Source organism: Aeromonas sp. 95A, assembly GCF_051919235.1.
Classification (GTDB): Bacteria; Pseudomonadota; Gammaproteobacteria; order Enterobacterales; family Aeromonadaceae; genus Aeromonas; species Aeromonas veronii.
Window position 1 is genome coordinate 1,332,848 of sequence record NZ_JBQBFC010000001.1, and the last position, 16,952, is coordinate 1,349,799.

Genomic DNA, 16,952 nt, shown 5'->3' on the forward strand with positions numbered 1-16,952 from the left:
CCCGATGATACCCGGCGGCAGGGAAATTTGAAAACAGGGGCCGGCTGGCGGCCCCCGACTCAATAGGCGTGATTGAGCTCCCGCTCTGACATGAAGCGCAGCGGCTGCTGTAGCTTGTGCTGATAAATGAGATCGAACGACAACACGTTTTGCACGTAGTTGCGGGTCTCCTTGTAGGGAATGCTCTCGACCCACACGTCCATCGGCTTGTTGTCACTCTGCTCTCGCCAGCGTTTTACCCGTCCCGGCCCGGCGTTGTAGGCGGCCGCCGCCAGGATCCGGTTGCCGTCATAGACATCCAGCAAGCGCTTGAGATAGGCGCTTCCCAGACGAATATTCATCGTCGGATCAAACAGTTGCTGCTCGTTGCGATAGGGTACCCCCAGCTTGCCGGCAGTCTCTTTGGCAGTAGCAGGCATCAGCTGCATCAGACCGCGCGCGCCCACCGGCGACTGGGCCAGCGGATAGAGGGCACTCTCCTGACGGGAAATGGCATAGAGCAAACTGGTGTTCATGGTGCGCTCTTGCGCCATCTGGGAGAAGGTGCGCTTGAGCGGCAGCGGGAAGCGCAGGTCGAGGGCATCCCACGCTTCGGCGCGAATGCTGGCGAGAATGGCCAGCTCGTGCCAGCCCTGATTGAGGGCGATATGGCCAAACTCGATGCGCTGGGCCACCGGGTTGCGATCCATGTTGTGGATCCACTCCGAACGGGCCGCTGCAATCTCGTTCATCGACAGCAACTCGCGCACCCGCAACAGGAAGGGCCAGCGCTGACTGGCCGTGCGCCAGTCCGGTACATGCTTGACGCTCTGGTTCTTGATGCGATAAGGCACCCCGGTGCGCTGGGCGGCCATGAAACCGTAGAAACCGCGCAGGTTGGCAGTCTCCAGATAGAGATCCCGCGCCGGTTTTTGCTGCCCCTGCACTTCAAGGGAGCGCGCCATCCAGTAGCGCCAGCGATCCTCTTTCTGACGGGCCATCGGCATCATCTTCACCCAGCCGGAGAGGCCACGCCAATCCTGCTCCCAGATGGCCAGTCGTGCCCGCAGCTCGGTGATATCGGGATCCGCCAGCTTTTTCACCGTGCTGTCGACCCAGCTGCGCTGGGCTATGGAGCGATCCAGCAGCAGGCGGCGGGCAATGGCACGCTCTACCGGTTTCACCTCGGCCTGGGTCAGGCCAAAACGGCTGCGAAACAGCGCAAGCTGGCGCAGCACCGACTCCGGCTCCTGATTGGCATAGCGGGTCAAACCGAGGGAGAGCAGCTTGCGGGAATAGGGATTGCTGCTGAAATAGGCCGGGTTCATCGCCTTGGCGGGCTGCTCGAACAGGGTCACCATCTGAGCGCCATAGCTCTGCAAGCCGCTACCCAGGGTCGCGCCAAGGTGGCGGATTAGATTGGGATTTTCCGCCTCGAACGCCAGCGTCATCCGCTGCCAGATCTTCTCCTGGGTACGCTGACCGGATGCCTGCCACAGCTGGAACAGCGGGGAGCAGGCATCGGGACGGGATTGGCCGCTCATCCAGATCTTGCCCGCCCCCTGCAACGCCTCTTTCGGCTTGCCGGTGTAATAGAGCGCCTGATAGTGCATGCAGAGCAGATCGGTGGAGCTCGGCTTGGCCGGATAGAAGCGCAGGAACTGCGACCACTGCTGGCTCTGGGCCAGATAGGTCAGATAGCTGCGCTCCAGCCGGTTGGACTGGGGGGTATCCCCATGCTGGCGGATAAAGCGGGTCACATCGTTGTAATCCGCCGCCCCCGGACGAAAGGCGAGCTGATAGTAATCGAGGTAAGGGAGCAGCGGGTAATGGGTCAAACGGGCACGAATTTGCTGGAAACGGGCCTGATCATTGGCCCGTACGGCGTCATACGCCTGACGGTAGAGCGTCTGGTCGGCAGTCTGCGCCATCAGGGTCGGCACAAACAGCGCCGACAAAACAATTCCCCATACAGCTTTCACTGAACATCTCCATTGAGGGCAATACACCGCCCGGTGGCGGTGGGTCTACTGCCTCTCATTCTACCCGTTGCCGGGCAGCGCTACAGCGGGGAGCAGGGACTATTTTTCTGACTCGCTCAGCTGCATTTCGCGCAGTTGCTCCGGTCTGGTCAGACGCTGTACATATTTCTCCAGATAGGGCACCGGCAGCGGCTTGGAGGCGAGATAGCCCTGATAGAAACTGCACCCCTGCGCCTTGAGAAACTCCAGTTGCTGACGGGATTCCACCCCTTCCGCCGTGACGTTGAACCCCATATGTCGCGCCATGGCGATCACCGCCTCGACGATGGCCATGTTGTCGCCATCTTTCGGGATGTCCTGAATGAAGGAGCGGTCGATCTTGAGCTCATCGGCAGGCAACCGCTTGAGGTAGCTCAGGGAGGAGTAACCGGCGCCAAAATCGTCGATGGCAAAGCTGATGCCGAGCTCCTTGAGCTCGGTCATCTTGCTGATGGTGTCCTCGGCATGACCCAGCACCACGGATTCCGTGATCTCCAGATTGAGGCAGGCCGGATCCATGCCGGTTTGCGCCAACACATCGTGGATCCGCTCGACAAAGTCGGTGGCATGGAACTGCTTGGCACTGACGTTGACCGAGATCTGCGGAATGTGGATGCCGTTCTCCTCCCACAGCACATACTGGGCGCACGCCTCATGCAGCACCCAGTTGCCGATATCGACAATCAGGTCCGTCTCCTCGGCGATGGGAATAAACTCGGCCGGCGAGACCAGCGAGCGACCGGCCGGCTGCCAGCGAATGAGCGCCTCGACACCGATGATATCGCCGCCATCGACCATATGCTGGGGCTGATAGTAGAGGGTCAGCTCTTGCTGGCTGAGGGCGTTGCGCAATTCGTTGTGAATGAGCAGACGGCGATCCGCCTGCTGCTGCATCGAGGCATCGAAGAAGCGACGGGTCTTGCGGCCAGCGGACTTGGCCTGATACATGGCGGTATCCGCCTGCTTGAGCAGATCATCGACCCCCTGCTCCCGATCCGGAAACAGGGTAATGCCGACACTGGCTCCGATGTGCAGCACCTGCCCCACATAGGTATAAGGAGCGGCAATCTCGGTGATAAGCCGTTCGGCAATGATATCGGCCTGCATCTCCGCCTGGGGCGGGCTCGCCGAGAGCGATGGCAGCAACAGTACAAACTCGTCACCGCCGAGGCGAGCCAGACAATCCCCCTGTCTCACCAACCGTTTGAGACGGGCGGCGACCTCCTTGAGCAGCCAGTCACCGGTGGCGTGGCCGAGGGAGTCGTTGATGGTCTTGAAGTGATCGAGATCGATAAAGAGCAGCGCGCCAATCAAGCCATCGCGGGTCGCCTCGTTGAAGGTCTGCACCAGAGTCTCGTGGAGCTGACGGCGATTGGGCAATCCGGTCAGCTCGTCGTAATAGGCGAGATCCTGAATGCGTCGCTCGGCCGCCTTGCGCTCGGAGATATCCTCGAAGCAGATGACAAAGTGGCTGATCACCCCCTTCTCGTCCTGCACCGGCGTCACTATCTCCCACTGGGGATAGGTGTGACCATCGACATGGCGACGCTGGGTCTCCCCCTGCCAGCGGCTGAGGGTATTGAGCTCGTAGCCAAGCCCCCCCAGATTTGGCCAGAGATCCTCTTCAAGATGCAGGCCCAGCACCGACTGGCTGTCGAAGCCGGTGATCTGGCTGAAGGCGTTGTTGACCCGCAAGATCTTGAAGCCCGGATCCGTGATGATGATCCCTTCGTGGGTCTCGAATGCAACGGCAGAGAGGCGCATCTGGGCATCTGATTGCAATCGCTCCAGCTCGGCCACCATCCGTACCGAAAAGGTATTGAGCACCGAGGTGAGGTTGCTGGTATCTGCCGGGGCCGAATAGAGCAGCGCCAGATGGCCCAGAAGTTGGCCTCTGGCATCAAACAGCGGCTGACCATAATAAGTCTGCCCGGCCGCCAGCCAGGGTTGATACTCCTGCGACTCGTCGATCACCTCGAAACAGATGGCCCCTTGCTTGTAGAGCTCCTGACAGGGGGATCCCGCCAGCGGATAGTCCTTCTGCGCCAGCCCGTCGGCGGCCAGCACTTTGACCCGGTCGGCACCGCACAACTCCCCCACCCAGACCGCATCCACCTTGAGGATATGGGCCAGCTGGCTGACCAGGGTATTGAAGAAATCGAGCCCGGTGCGGGCAGAGAGCGCCTGCGCCAACTGGGTGAGCAGGGTGGTTTGCAGCAACGGCAAAGAGAGATTGAGGGAGGAGACCGCACTGTTGGCGGTATCAAGAGGGGCCAGCCAGCCACAGCAGATCTGCTGGGTGGGCACAAACTGGCCGCTCCAGAGCACATGGTTGAGCTGCCCCTGATCATCTTTCAGATGGCCGATAAACTGCTCGGGCAGATGCGATTCATGAAGCCGGACGAGAAAGTCGGCAAAGCCTACCTCATCTTCCGGTAACAGGCGAGCGGCCCAGGGATGATTGCCCTCCCCTTGCCACTGCTGGTAGGCCCCCTGATCAGAGAGACTCCACTGATCATGTTGCCGATCGAAAAACCACATGACTTGCGTGGCCTGCTGCTTCATTTACCACTCCAACACAACAACCAACCACGTTTGATGTCCAATCAGGCATAGCAACGCCCCCTGCATCCGCTCATGAGATCAGAGGTTGCGAGGGAAGAGTACAAACATGCGATATCAAGCAGTGGAAACCGGACATGAGGTCGACACGAAGTGCTGCCAAGAAGGGACAGAAACGATCCTATTCCCGCCATACTGCCTGCCAGTTTCATGGAGCTCAAGCTGTTTTTGGCACGAAACCGGAAAAGATCACAATTTATAAGTTGCTGAATAGCCAAGGGAAGGTTATGTGACATAGATCACATTTCAATCTTTACCAATGAGTAATCTGAAGGTGAAGACACAAGCAAGACGACCCGAAGGGGGCCAATATGAAAATCGAAATTACCAGCAAAATCATCGACATCACCCCGGCTATCCGCGAGCGCATCGAATCCCGTTTTGAAAAGCTCGAACGTCTTCAGGTGCCTCTCATCACACCCCATGTGATTGTTTCCAAAGAGCGTCTGATGTTCACTGTCGAAGCCAGTGCTGGCATCCCCAACGGCAAACTGTTTGCCCAGGCAGAGCATGAGGATCTCTACGCCGCCATCAACGAACTGGGGCAAAAGCTGGAGCGCCAACTCAACCGTCACACCGAAAAGCCGATTGCCCGTCGTGCCAATGCCGCGCTCAAAGAGCAGCCGCAACCGGATGAAGCTGACGCTTGATAGCATGCCGCAAGGCTAAAAATTCCAAAGAGCATAAAGGCGGGGTCACCCGCCTTTTTGTTGCTTGTGATTTGCCGACAAGCACAGCATTACACCAGTGAACAGGCGCCATCAACTGAGCCAGTGCAACCGGGTATCCACCCCCTCTTGCAAACGGTCGAGGATCGGCAGCAATACCAGCGGATCCTCCTGCCTCGGCATATCGGCCAGCTTTCCTTGCAACCGCTCCCGCGCCAGCGGCGACAGGTTGTCGTAGACAGCCTCATCCAGCAGTGGCTGTTTGACCGCCAGCGGCGGTGTTTGCAGCGCCAGCCAGAGCCGCACATCCACCATGCTTCCCCCCTGTTGCAACCGCTCATTGATGGCACTGCAGTCACTCCCAACCCCTTCAGCCACCAGCACCTCTGCCGGTCTCAGCTCAAAGTGCAGACGCCAGTCACGGCTCTGGGGAGTGGCCGCCGGTTTGGCATCAAACCAGGGCTGCTCCTCCACCGCATCGGTCAGCAGGGCCAGATGCAACCGGAAATCAGCGCGATCGCCATGCTGCAGGTCACGGTTGAGGCGCTGCCCCAACTGGCCCTCATCGACGAGCAGGTGATTACGGATTGAACTGGGCAGCATGAGATAACTCTCGAAAATGGCGATTTCACTGGTTATCGGCCACAAATCCAATTCTTTTAATGGAAAAATCCTGCTCGGGGGTTCACAAAACCGGAAGATCTGTTAGTATGCGCCTCGCACTTGTGGAGGGGTTCCCGAGCGGCCAAAGGGATCAGACTGTAAATCTGACGGCTCTGCCTTCGAAGGTTCGAATCCTTCTCCCTCCACCATTTCAAGTGCGACAAGTTGAAAGCAATACCCTGTGGAGGGGTTCCCGAGCGGCCAAAGGGATCAGACTGTAAATCTGACGGCTCTGCCTTCGAAGGTTCGAATCCTTCTCCCTCCACCATCATTCAGAAAACCCGGCCTGGCGCCGGGTTTTCGCATTTATAGCCCGCCGCAATCCATTCTACCTCTGCACTCCAGTCCCTTATCGCCATTTACCTGCAGCCGATCGCGCAATAAAAAAACGGGAGGCCTGCGCCTCCCGTTTACGTTCATATCAGCCCAGTTACGGGATGAAGCGTTACAGGGTGAAGCGATAGAAGATATCAACCGCCTGAGCCACCCCGCTCATCGCCTGCAGATAGAGCCGTGGCAATACCTCGTAGCGCAGCTTGAATTCGGCGATGGGGCTGAAAACCCCGACCCCGTACTGGAACTGCAAGCCCGGTAGCAGATAGGCCGACAGGGTCACCTGGGTGTTGTCGCCACTGCCCGCGGTATCGAGAGAGACATCGCTCATCCCCAGCGACTCGCCGATACTCGACACCACGCCATTGGCCTGACTCACCGCGCCGGCCACCAGCAGACCGTTGAAACCGCCATCCTCACCGCCAGTCTGCAACCCTTTGCCACGCAGCAGATAGGAGAGCTGTTCCGACTGCGCCATCTGCGGTTCGGAATAGACAGTGATTTCAGGCTTGCTGGCAGGGCCGGTCACCCGCACCCCGACCGTCACCTGACCTTCTATGGTATCGGGATCCCGGTTGGCCTCGATGTTGAGGAAGGGCCGATCCAGCGGACCGGAGAAGAGGATCCGCCCCTCCTTGATGATGAGGTTCTGACCATAGGCCTTGAAGCGGCCGTTGGTGAGCACCAGCTGGCCATTGCCAGCCAGCGGCTTCTCGGGATCCTGACGGATATTGAGGCCACCGGAGACATCGGTCTTCAGCCCCATGGCATCGAGCTTCACATCGTTGCCAAGGCGGATCGCCACCTTCATCGCCAGCGGCAGACTGGCCTGCTTGGGAGCCGGGGGCAGATCGTCATAGACCACGGTCACATCGTCGGAGACCGCCACCGCCGAATCCGGCAGGCTCTTGACCAGAATGCGCGCCCAAGGAATATCCACCTGACCGGTAATGCGGGTCTCCTCCCCCAGCGACACCGCGATATCAGGCGAGACTCTGACCCGACCCATGCCCGGATATTGCGCTTCCAGATCCTTGCCCTGGATGGTGAGACTGCCGCTGACCGGCATCTTGGCCCAGCTGAGCCAGCCGCCCAACGCAAGCGGTCCCTTGCCCACCAGCATGGAGCCATCGAGCTCGGCGCGGTTACCTTCGATCTTGAGGCGGGTCACCAGCTTGGTCAGGGTCACCATATCGGAGTGAGTCTGCACCTCACCGTCACGCAGGTTTAGCTGACCAAACAGCAGGGGCGCTGCCAGGGTGCCGTCGAAACGGGCATCGGCGGAGATGATCCCTTGCAGGGAGCGCACCTCAGGGATGAGCGGCGCAAAGGTATTAAGCTTGAGGTCGTCAAACTTAAGCTGACCGCCGAGCAGACCGCGACCGGCAGGCTCCCTGATCAGCAAATCGGTATCGATATTGCCGATCTGCTTGGAGGCAAAATCGAGGCGAATGGCCGCCTGCTGCCGCTCGAAATCCAGGGCCAGAGCCAGCTGCTGATAATCAGTCTTGAGGCCATCGGCCACAAAAGTGCCCGGCGTGGTGCGCACCACCGCATGCAGGGTCGGCTGATTGCCACGCCAGCTGGCGCGGCCATCGGCCGAGAGCATCGCCTGCCAGCGGAAGTTGTCCGGCAACCAGGGGCGCAGCCGCTTGAGATCAAACTCGCTCAGGGCAAACTCCAGGGTCCCCTGCGCAGCGGAGACCTGACTCCCCTTGACGCAGAGGCTGGCCCCCAGGGAGCCGAGGCAGAGATCCCCCATCGCCAGCCGCTGACGCGGCAGATCGAGATCCAGTGCCCAGGGGAAGCTCAAGTCCCAACGGCGCAGCGGGGTTTTCAGCCGCAACTCGGAGAGCGCCCCGCGCCAGTGATCCCCGCGCACGCCGCCACCCAGTTTGAAGTTGGCCGCAACAGGGTCACCCTTCATGGTCAGGGTCAACAGATGCTCACTGATATCGCCGCTGAGGTTCAGGGCCAGCTGGCTGAGCTTGGTTTCGCCCTGTTTCAGCTGCGCCACCAACAACGCGAGCTCACCGGCCGGTTTGGCGCCGATCACCGCATTGCCCTTGAGGCTAATACCCTTCAGGTCGGTGCCGGCATAGTAGAGCCGCTCGGAGGCGAGATCCGCATCGATTTTTGGCGTCTGCTGATTGCCACTGACCTTCACCTGTCCCTTGATATCCCCTTTCAGGCCGGGATAGATGCCCCCCAGCTGGGGAGCCTGCAGGTTGGCATCGAGCCTCCACTGGGCGCTTCTGATACTGCCCTTGGCCTGCAACTGGTTGGGGCCACTTTGCAGCGAGAGCGCCGGGATCAGCCACTCCATCTTGTCGTTGCCGCTAAGCTCCCCCTTGAGGGCCAGCGGGTACTGGTTGAGCTTGCCATCCACCTTGAGCTTGGGCAGTTTCAGCTCCCAGTGACCCGCTTCGTTCATCACGAAACGGCTCTCCAGCTCACCTGCCAGCGTCCCTTTCAGCTCGGGCAGCAGCTCGGCCGGATTGATCCCCTTGAACAGTGTGGTCCCCTGCCACTCGATCCCCTTGTTCCAGGCGAGCTTGCCATCGAGCTTCAGCTCCCCCTTGAGGGCGTTGAGCTGCAAAGCGATCTTGCTGAGCCGCTCCAGATCCCCCTTGCCGTCCAGCGCAAGCTTGAAGGGAGGGACATCGGTACCCTTGCCGGAGGTATTAAGAGCAAATTGATAGCCGTAAAGCTTGCCCTTGGCGGTCAGGCTCCCTTTATCCAGCCGATAGTTCGGCTCATCTTTGGCAGGCTTGTGCAACGGCCAGCCGAGGTTCTTCCAGTCGAGGCCCAGATCGAAGGGCAGATCCGGGTCGAGCGCGGCCAGAGATCCCTTGAGGTTGGCTGCAACCGGCCCCTTGGCGACCAGCGTCAGTGCCAACTTGCCAACCGAGCCGCCCAGGGTCAGGGTCGCCTGCTCCCCTTGCAGCTCGCCATCAAGCAACCCCTTTCGGGCCTTGGCATCCAGCGTCACCGCCAGCGGGTAGTCGTCACTGAGCTGGATGTGTCCCTTGAGCGCCAGATCGGCCATGGCGTGGCGCAACGACAGCTCGCGCACCTCGATGCGATCGCCGACGGCACTGGCAGAGAGCTGCAACTTGTCGATCCCTTCGATCAGCTCGCCCTGCTTGTATTGCACCCGGGTCGCACTCACCCCTTCAAGCTGAATGGGGAATGGCAGATGGATGGCGGGCAGCACTATGGGTTCTGCCTTCGTAGCCTTGTCGCTGCTAGCTTTCGCTATCTTGGGCGCCTTATCGCTGTCACCCTTGGCTTCGCTCTTTGCTACCGGGGAACTTGCGGCCTTGCCGTTTTCCTGAGCCGGCGCCTTGGCTGAGGTGCTGGCAGGGGCATCAGCAATCGTCACGCTCAACTTGTCGAGCACCGGCCCGCGCACGATCAGCCCCTTGCGGTTGAGGGTAGCGCCGATATCGAGGGACCCCAGAGTCACGGCCACACCGGGCACTGCCAGATCGAGATCGGCCACCTTGAGACTGTCGACCTGGATCTTGAGTGGCAGCGGGCGCCAGACAAAGGGTTCGGAAGGCTCTTCCGGCGCAGGTTCGGAGTCGGCTACCTTGACCACCGGATGGGTCACCGCCAGGGATTTTATCCAGAGCTTGCCCTGCAGCAACTTGCCGAGATCCCAGTCGAGCACGGCGCGATCCACCGTGACATCCACCAGCTCATCCTGCCAACCCGCCCCTTCCAGAGTCCAGCCATAGCCAAGCTGGCCCGCCACCAGCTCCCCCTTGAGGGAGGGCAGCGCCGCCCTAGCCTGTTGCCACAGCCACTTGTTGCCCTGATGGGTAAAGCCCAGCAGGCTGACACCGATGAGCAGCAGGAACACCAGCCCCATCAGCCAAAGAAAAATGCGTTTTAGCCAGATCACAATGCAGACCCCCGCGCAAGATACAGCCGCAGCGGCCAAAGAAAAAAGCGTTTAGACAACATCATAATTCAGGCCCCAATGCGAAATGCAGCCGCAAGGGCTTGTCCTCCTCCGATACCCCGACCGCCAGATCCAGTCTGACCTGACCGATGGGGGTGACCCAGCGCACACCGACGCCGGTACCTATTTTCCAGGGTTCGCTGTAATCGGTGGTGGAGGTGCCGCCATCCACAAACATGGCCCCCAGCCACTTCTCGCTGAAGCGGTAGTTGTATTCCAGACTGGCCACGCTGGTGTAACGACCACCGGTCAGCTTGCCATCCGGCCCGGTGGGGGAGATGCTCTCGTAACCAAAGCCGCGCACCGTCTGATCGCCACCGGTAAAGAAGCGCAAGGACGGCGGCACCAACGAGAAGCTGTCACCTATGATGGCCCCCTGCTCTGCCCGCATCAGGAATCTGTGGTTATCGCCGAGGGTACGCAGCCACTTGCTGCGCCCCCACACCCGCATAAAGCTGATGTCGGAACCCCATCTGGGATCGGAGAACTCCAGCGTCAGCTGCTGGCGATCCCCCCAGTCGGGCACCAAGGTGCCGCGCACCCGCAGCCGGGACCAGGAGACCCCGGGGATCAGCAGCAAGCTGTTCCCCTCGTCGGCGCCCTGGGTATAGATCTCGTTCTCCAGCCGGATAAAAACGTCCCGATCCCAGCTCTCCGGCCGTCGCGTCCAGCGGTGCACACCGATGGTAGTGAGATCGGAGCGGGTATCGTTGTTGTCCTTGTACTGGTAACCGGTCTGGATGGAGTAGTAGTCCCGCAGCGGGTTACCCACCGGGATCTGGTAGTCGAAGCTGAGCTCGGCCTCCGGCGCCGACACCTTGGCGGTGGCAAACAGGCGGTGGCCGTAGCGGTTGACCCAGGGCTTCTCCCAGGTGGCACTCATCCGCGGCCCTACGTCGGTGGCATAACCGATACCGGTCTCGATTTCGTGATCGACCCGGTTATCCAGCGTCACCGCAATGGGCACCCGATAGTTGCTCGCCTCGCTCAAGACCGGCTTGATATCGACCTGACGGAACAGCTTGGTGGAGGAGACATCCTGCGACATCTCGGCCATACGGATGGCGAGATAGGGGTCGCCGCTCTTGATGTTGATAAGCGGGCGGATCAGGTGAAGCGCTTCGGGAGTGGCATCGTAGCGGATCTCGCCAAAACGGTAGCGATGGCCCGATTCGAACAGAATAAAGATCTCCGCCGTCCCCTTGTCCGGGAACACCTTGACCTGACTCTTGCTCAGCTTGGCATCAAAGTAACCGCGGGCCAGCCCGAGGCTGCCCAGATCCGCCTTGATGGATTCATATTTGGCGTGGTTGAGGGGCTCGCCCTCTTTGAGGGGCAACTTGTCCAGCAGGGCGCTGTAGAGCTCGTCGCTGCCCGCATCCCCCTCCAGCAGAATATCGAGGCGGGAGACGATGACCGGCTCCCCCTTGTCTACCTCAATCACCACTTTGGACGGAGTCTTCTTGTCGCGACTCAGGGTGATTTTCGGCTGGTAGTAGCCATATACCTGCAGCGCCTTTTGCACGCTCTCGGTGATTTTGGCTTGAGCCGGGCGGTATTGCCGCTCCTGATAGACCGGCAGGGCATTGAGGTAGGCTTCAACGTTATCCTTGTTCTCCCCTTTCAACCCCTTGACCTGATAGGTGAGCTTGGCGGCAAACGCGGGCGAAGCCAGCAGCGACAGCAACAGGCCCACCCCCAGTACCCGCAGGCCGCGGCGAAACGCAGGGCCGGACAGTAAACGCCCTGCCAGCAGGGATGAAATGCATCCTGTCAAAGGTCAATATTCCTGAATCTGTGGTGAAGGAAACCAGCGCCCTTTCGGGCCAACCCCGAATGCGGCGCAGCACGCCATGCCGTGCATGGCCGTGACACAAAAATGCGCGCCAGAAAAATGGCGAACCTTATCCTAACATAGGCATCCGCCAGCGACAGCGCGGCGCCATTGGCAAATTCGCCATATCTTTTAAGAGGTTGACCACAAATCACACATTTTGGTGACAATGACGCCGCCCGCTTTCCCGATGGAAGCGAATTGACCTGCCCTGAATAAGGCTCACCCCACCATCAGGCACCATTTGTCGCCTCTCCTCCTCTCTTTACCACCAGAAACCCACCACGACAGAGTTTGTCGGCATAGCCCCACCCTCACCGTTTAACAGGCCCGGCACACGCCAAAGCCCACCACAGAGAGTGATTGAGAATTGCTCGTTCAGCGCAATCGAATTATCCCGCTGCCTTTGCAGACGCCCCTCCCTCACACTTGAACCATCAACTGAAGGAGACACATCATGCATGCACGTAGCGAACAGATGGCTGACTATATTGCCGATCGTCTCGAGTTCATCACCTTCCTCGCCTGTTGCAGCGCCCTGCTGGCCCTGCTGACTGGCATGAGTGGCCAACAGGCGCTGGCCTTTACCGCCCTGAACCTGCCGTTTGGCCTCGGCATTTTGCTGGGGATGGCGATGCTGGCCCCCCTGCCCGTCCACTGGCGGCTGCCGGGGATCACCTTGCTGCTGGCAGGTTGCGCCCTGATGACCCTGCAACTGGGGGGGAGTGGCTCAATCCGCTGGCCATCTGGAGCCTCTACGCCCTGCTCGGTCTGGAGATCATCTGGCAAGCGCGTCCTCGCGCCATGCTGGCCACCCGTGCTCGCCAGTAACAGGGCTGACGAACGCCGGTAAATGGCGGGCTGTGATGGCTGACGCCGCTGGCAAATTGGGGTACTCTTGCGCCCCGATTTGCTACCCCCCTTGGCGTTAACAACCTTCGCCATCACTCCCAGGAGCGCCCCGATGAAAAAAGCCTGTGCCCAGCACATTCTGGTCAAGACCGAAAAACAGTGTCTGGAGATCAAGGAGAAGATTGAGAAGGGAGCCGACTTCGGCCAGATGGCCAAGCGCTTTTCCACCTGCGCCTCTGCAAAACGCAGCGGCGATCTGGGGGAGTTCAATAAAGGGGATATGGTCAAGCCCTTCAACGATGCCGTCTTCAAGGGTGAACTGCTCAAGGTGCTGGGGCCGGTGCGCACCAAGTTCGGCTTCCATCTGATCAAAGTGCTCTATCGCAGCTAAGTCATCGCAACTGACCATTTTCTCGGTGAAGCTCCCGTCAGGCGGGCTTCACCGATCTCTGCATCTCCCTCGCAAAACTGGCCAAAACCACGCCAGACTCGCATCAATTTACTAACGTTATCAGGCAATTAAGTTTATCCTTCTCGGCATTGTCCACATTCGACGATGGATCCCGTGCTATGCCCCGCTCTTGCTTGTGGCCCCTGCTGGCCTGGTTACTCCCGCTCGCTGGCGCCCTCGGCAGCCGCTTTCATCTCTGGCCCTGGTGGATCGGTTTTGCGATCTGTCTCATCGGAGCCCTTGTCTCCCTGATCTTGCTGGTACGCCTGCCCTGGAGCCGCAACCGCTACGCCAGCGGCCTTGGCGCCTTGCCGCTACTGCTGCCCCTGACATTTGTGGCACAGGCGCTGCGCATGCCGCTGATCAACGATGTGAGCACAGATCCCTACAATCCCCCCCCGCTTCGCTGGGCGGCAGAGCTCAGAACCGCGCAGGATCTGCCAATAAATAGCGCCCCGCTGAAAGCATTTGAAAGAAATCCCGGTCCTCTCTTTACCCATACCGCCCCCGAAGAGGTGGTTATTGAGGCTGAGGAGCTGATGCAGGAGCTGGGCTGGCAGGTACGACCGAGCCCGGATGGCCTGGATGCAGTGGTTACCACCGGCTGGTTCGGCTTTCAGGATGATGTGGCGCTGCGGGTCTTTGCTGGCCCCAAAGAGACCCGCATCGATATGCGATCGGCCTCCCGTCAGGGGCAAAGCGATCTGGGCACCAACCGGGCGCGGATCGAGGATTTCCTGACCCGCCTGAATGAGCGGTTGGGCCAAGCCTACAAACCCAATTTGAAACCGTAAGTGTGAAACAACAAGAAGGTAACTGATGCGCGTTGAGGTCAAACCCGACCGGGAATATGCCTGGTTTATCCGCCCCTTTTTCTGGCTGCAAAAGCGCAACTATGGTCAAGTGCTTATTCCGGGCAAGTGCTGGGGCCGCTCGCCGCGCCTCTTTGCCGCCGTCGCTACCCTCTACGGGGTCATCAACCGCAAGCGATCCCCCATCGACCCCGTGCTGCGCTCGCTGGTGACGGTGCGGGTCTCCCAGCTCAACTGGTGTCGTTTTTGCGTCGACATCAACGCCATGACCCTGGTAAAGAGAGCCGGCTCCAGCGAGAAGGTGGAGGCGCTGGCCAACTGGCGCGAAAGCCCCTTGTTCGACGAGCGGGAAAAAGCGGTGCTCGACTACACAGAAGCGATGACTGGCCTCGATGGGGTGAGCGATGAACAGGCGGCCCGCCTCAAGCCCTGGTTCGATGACGATGCCATGGTGGAGCTGACCGGTCTTATCGCCTTTCAGAACATGTCAGCCAAGTTCAACGCCGCCCTCGATATCGCGCCGCAGGGCTTCTGCCAGCTGCCGGTGCAACCGGAACACCCCGCCCAGCCAGACAACAAGGACGCCTGATGAACCGGACCCGCCTGCTGCTTGCACTGGTGATGGGCAGCCTTATCGGCACCTTTTTTGCCCTCGATCTCGGTCGTTACCTCACTCTGGACGCCTTGCAGGCCCAGCAGGCGGCAGTGGCGCAATGGGTCGACAGCCACTTTGTCTCGGCCAGCCTGCTGTTCGTGCTTATCTATGTGCTGAGCACCGCCCTCTCCCTGCCCGGCGCCAGCTTGCTCACCCTGGGTGGCAGCGCTGTGTTCGGCGTCGCCTGGGGGCTGCTGCTGGTCTCCTTTGCCAGCACCCTAGGCGCGACCCTGGCCTTTCTCAGCGCCCGTTTTCTGCTGCGCGACTGGGTCACCGCCCGCTTTGGCGACAAGCTGGCCACCTTTCAGTCCGGCATGGCGAAGGAGGGGGCCTTCTATCTGCTGAGCCTACGCCTCATCCCCATCTTCCCCTTCTTTCTGGTCAATCTGCTGATGGGGCTCACCCCCATCAGAGTCAGCACCTACTACTGGGTCAGCCAGCTTGGCATGCTGCCCGGCACCTTCGTCTATGTGCTGGCGGGCAGCGAGCTTGGCCAGTTAACCAGCACCGGCAATATCCTCTCCCCCGGCCTGATGGTCGCGCTGACCCTGCTCGGCCTGATGCCCTGGCTGGTCAAGAAATTGACCACACGTCTCGCCCAGCGGCGCCTGCTCGCCCCCTACCGCAAACCCGCTCGCTACGACTACAACCTGCTGGTGATAGGTGCCGGTGCCGGTGGGCTGGTCACCAGCTATATCGCCGCGGCGGTGAAGGCCAAGGTGGCGCTCATCGAAAAGCACAAGATGGGGGGCGATTGCCTCAACAGCGGTTGCGTCCCCTCCAAGGCGCTGATCCGCAGCGCCCGCTTTGCCGCAGAGCAGCATAAAGCCGACGAGCTGGGCTTTAGCCCAAGCCACTCCCGCGCCGATTTTGCCGCCGTGATGGAGCGGGTAGCGGAGGTTATCAAGGAGGTCGAGCCCCACGACTCCATCGAACGCTATCAGGGGCTTGGAGTGGAATGCATCGAAGGAGAGGCGCGGCTGGTCTCCCCTTGGGAGGTGGAGGTTAACGGCAAGCGCCTTGCCAGCCGCCATATCGTTATCGCCACCGGCGCTCGGCCGCTGGTGCCCAAGCTGCCGGGGCTGGATCAGGTGCCTTACCTCACCTCGGATAGCCTCTGGCAGCTACGCACCCCACCGCGCCGCCTGCTGGTGCTGGGCGGTGGCCCTATCGGCTGCGAGCTGGCCCAGAGCTTCGCCCTGCTCGGCATTCCCGTGACCTTGGTGGAACTCTCGGAGCAACTGCTGCCCCGCGAAGAGCGGGAGGTGGCCGAGCTGCTGGCGGAACAGCTGGCCCACGACGGCGTGCGGGTGCTCACCGGCTGGCGCGCCGAACGAGCCGACTATCTGCCCGCAGCCGATGGGGATCTCCCCATCCGGCTGCAACTGCGCCGTGGCGATGAGACACAGGTGGTGGAAGGGGATCAACTGCTGCTGGCACTGGGTCGGATCGCCAACGTCAGCGGCTTCGGGCTCGAAGCGTTGGGGGTCGAGCTTGCCCCCCGCGGCACCCTAGCGGTCGATGGCTTCCTTGCCACCAACTTCCCCAGCATACTGGCGGTGGGAGACGTAGCGGGCCCTTACCAGTTCACCCACTTCGCCGCCCATCAGGCCTGGTATGCGGCGGTCAATGCCCTGTTTGGCCAGTTCAAGCGCTTTCGGGCCGACTATCGGGTCATTCCGGCAGCCACCTACACCACGCCGGAGATTGCCCGGGTCGGCCTCAATCGCAAGGAAGCCGAGGCGCAGGGGATTTCCTTCGAGGCGACCCGCTTCGAGCTGGCCGAGCTGGATCGTGCCATTGCCGATGGCGAGCGCCACGGCTTTGTCGAGGTGCTCACCGTCCCGGGCAAGGATACTATCCTTGGCGCCACCATAGTGGGCACTCACGCCGGTGAGCGGATTGCCGAGTTCGTGCTCGCCATGCGTCACCGCCTCGGCCTAGGCAAGATCCTCGGCACCATTCACGCCTATCCCACCCTGATGGAGGGGAACAAATATGTGGCGGGTGAATGGAAACGGGCCCACCAGCCCACCCGGGTGCTGGCGTTGCTGGCCCGTTATCACCGCTGGCGCCGTGGCGCCTGACAATC

10 protein-coding genes, 2 tRNA genes and 1 pseudogene are annotated in these 16,952 nt (G+C 60.6%); 8 read left to right on the forward strand and 5 right to left on the reverse strand.

The window, feature by feature from the left end; translation table 11 throughout:
- Positions 1–59 precede the first annotated feature (59 nt).
- A complete protein-coding gene (locus ACTG2U_RS05790; protein WP_335843073.1) occupies positions 60–1,961 on the reverse strand; it encodes a transglycosylase SLT domain-containing protein in 1,902 nt (633 codons plus the stop codon).
- A gap of 99 nt (positions 1,962–2,060) precedes the next feature.
- Positions 2,061–4,565: a putative bifunctional diguanylate cyclase/phosphodiesterase gene (locus ACTG2U_RS05795; RefSeq protein ID WP_439974186.1), complete on the reverse strand. Its 2,505-nt coding sequence runs from the start codon at positions 4,563–4,565 to the stop codon at positions 2,061–2,063.
- 368 nt (positions 4,566–4,933) lie between these two features.
- On the opposite strand from ACTG2U_RS05795, the gene hpf reads away from it, so the two are divergent.
- Entirely contained in the window at positions 4,934–5,272 is a 339-nt protein-coding gene (gene hpf, locus ACTG2U_RS05800; protein WP_005334257.1) for a ribosome hibernation-promoting factor, HPF/YfiA family, read from the forward strand.
- Between the two features lie 111 nt (positions 5,273–5,383).
- On the opposite strand, the gene ACTG2U_RS05805 is transcribed toward hpf, so the two are convergent.
- The gene (locus ACTG2U_RS05805) at positions 5,384–5,893 is read right to left on the reverse strand and encodes a VC2046/SO_2500 family protein (protein WP_123174188.1); all 510 of its coding nucleotides are present in this window, start codon (positions 5,891–5,893) and stop codon (positions 5,384–5,386) included.
- A 124-nt stretch (positions 5,894–6,017) separates the two neighbouring features.
- Between ACTG2U_RS05805 and ACTG2U_RS05810 the strand changes: the two genes are divergently transcribed.
- Both ACTG2U_RS05810 and ACTG2U_RS05815 read left to right on the forward strand, forming a co-directional pair.
- Positions 6,018–6,102: transfer RNA gene (locus ACTG2U_RS05810), tRNA-Tyr, on the forward strand.
- Between the two features lie 34 nt (positions 6,103–6,136).
- Positions 6,137–6,221 (forward strand) — tRNA-Tyr (locus ACTG2U_RS05815).
- Positions 6,222–6,398: 177 nt separating this feature from the next.
- Here ACTG2U_RS05815 and tamB read toward each other — a convergent pair.
- Together tamB and tamA are read right to left on the reverse strand one after the other, a co-directional pair.
- Positions 6,399–10,196 carry an autotransporter assembly complex protein TamB gene (gene tamB, locus ACTG2U_RS05820; protein ID WP_439974187.1) on the reverse strand — a complete coding sequence of 1,266 codons (3,798 nt, stop codon included), beginning with the start codon at positions 10,194–10,196 and terminating at the stop codon, positions 6,399–6,401.
- 61 nt (positions 10,197–10,257) lie between these two features.
- Entirely contained in the window at positions 10,258–12,033 is a 1,776-nt protein-coding gene (tamA, locus tag ACTG2U_RS05825) for an autotransporter assembly complex protein TamA (RefSeq protein ID WP_439974188.1), read from the reverse strand.
- Positions 12,034–12,547: 514 nt separating this feature from the next.
- Here tamA and ACTG2U_RS05830 point away from each other — a divergent pair.
- The 5 genes and pseudogenes from ACTG2U_RS05830 (at position 12,548) to ACTG2U_RS05850 (ending at position 16,947) form a co-directional block, all read left to right on the forward strand.
- Positions 12,548–12,921 (forward strand): annotated as a pseudogene (locus ACTG2U_RS05830) (hypothetical protein).
- Between the two features lie 133 nt (positions 12,922–13,054).
- A complete protein-coding gene (locus ACTG2U_RS05835; protein ID WP_439974189.1) occupies positions 13,055–13,333 on the forward strand; it encodes a peptidylprolyl isomerase in 279 nt (92 codons plus the stop codon).
- 179 nt (positions 13,334–13,512) lie between these two features.
- A complete protein-coding gene (locus tag ACTG2U_RS05840) occupies positions 13,513–14,187 on the forward strand; it encodes a DUF1499 domain-containing protein (RefSeq protein ID WP_439974190.1) in 675 nt (224 codons plus the stop codon).
- Positions 14,188–14,212: 25 nt separating this feature from the next.
- The gene (locus ACTG2U_RS05845; protein WP_439974191.1) at positions 14,213–14,794 is read left to right on the forward strand and encodes a carboxymuconolactone decarboxylase family protein; all 582 of its coding nucleotides are present in this window, start codon (positions 14,213–14,215) and stop codon (positions 14,792–14,794) included.
- A complete protein-coding gene (locus tag ACTG2U_RS05850; RefSeq protein WP_439974192.1) occupies positions 14,794–16,947 on the forward strand; it encodes an FAD-dependent oxidoreductase in 2,154 nt (717 codons plus the stop codon). The genes ACTG2U_RS05845 and ACTG2U_RS05850 overlap by 1 nt, the downstream gene beginning before the upstream one ends.
- The last annotated feature ends 5 nt before the right edge of the window (positions 16,948–16,952 follow it).

What these genes read in the sequence shown, in the direction of transcription:
- ACTG2U_RS05795 (WP_439974186.1), bottom strand. Translation starts at nt 4,565, where the DNA reads ATGAAGCAGCAGGCCACGCAAGTCATGTGGTTTTTCGATCGGCAACAT.
- ACTG2U_RS05840 (WP_439974190.1), top strand. Translation starts at nt 13,513, where the DNA reads ATGCCCCGCTCTTGCTTGTGGCCCCTGCTGGCCTGGTTACTCCCGCTC.
- hpf (WP_005334257.1), top strand. Translation starts at nt 4,934, where the DNA reads ATGAAAATCGAAATTACCAGCAAAATCATCGACATCACCCCGGCTATC.
- ACTG2U_RS05850 (WP_439974192.1), top strand. Translation starts at nt 14,794, where the DNA reads ATGAACCGGACCCGCCTGCTGCTTGCACTGGTGATGGGCAGCCTTATC.
- ACTG2U_RS05805 (WP_123174188.1), bottom strand. Translation starts at nt 5,893, where the DNA reads ATGCTGCCCAGTTCAATCCGTAATCACCTGCTCGTCGATGAGGGCCAG.
- ACTG2U_RS05835 (WP_439974189.1), top strand. Translation starts at nt 13,055, where the DNA reads ATGAAAAAAGCCTGTGCCCAGCACATTCTGGTCAAGACCGAAAAACAG.
- ACTG2U_RS05845 (WP_439974191.1), top strand. Translation starts at nt 14,213, where the DNA reads ATGCGCGTTGAGGTCAAACCCGACCGGGAATATGCCTGGTTTATCCGC.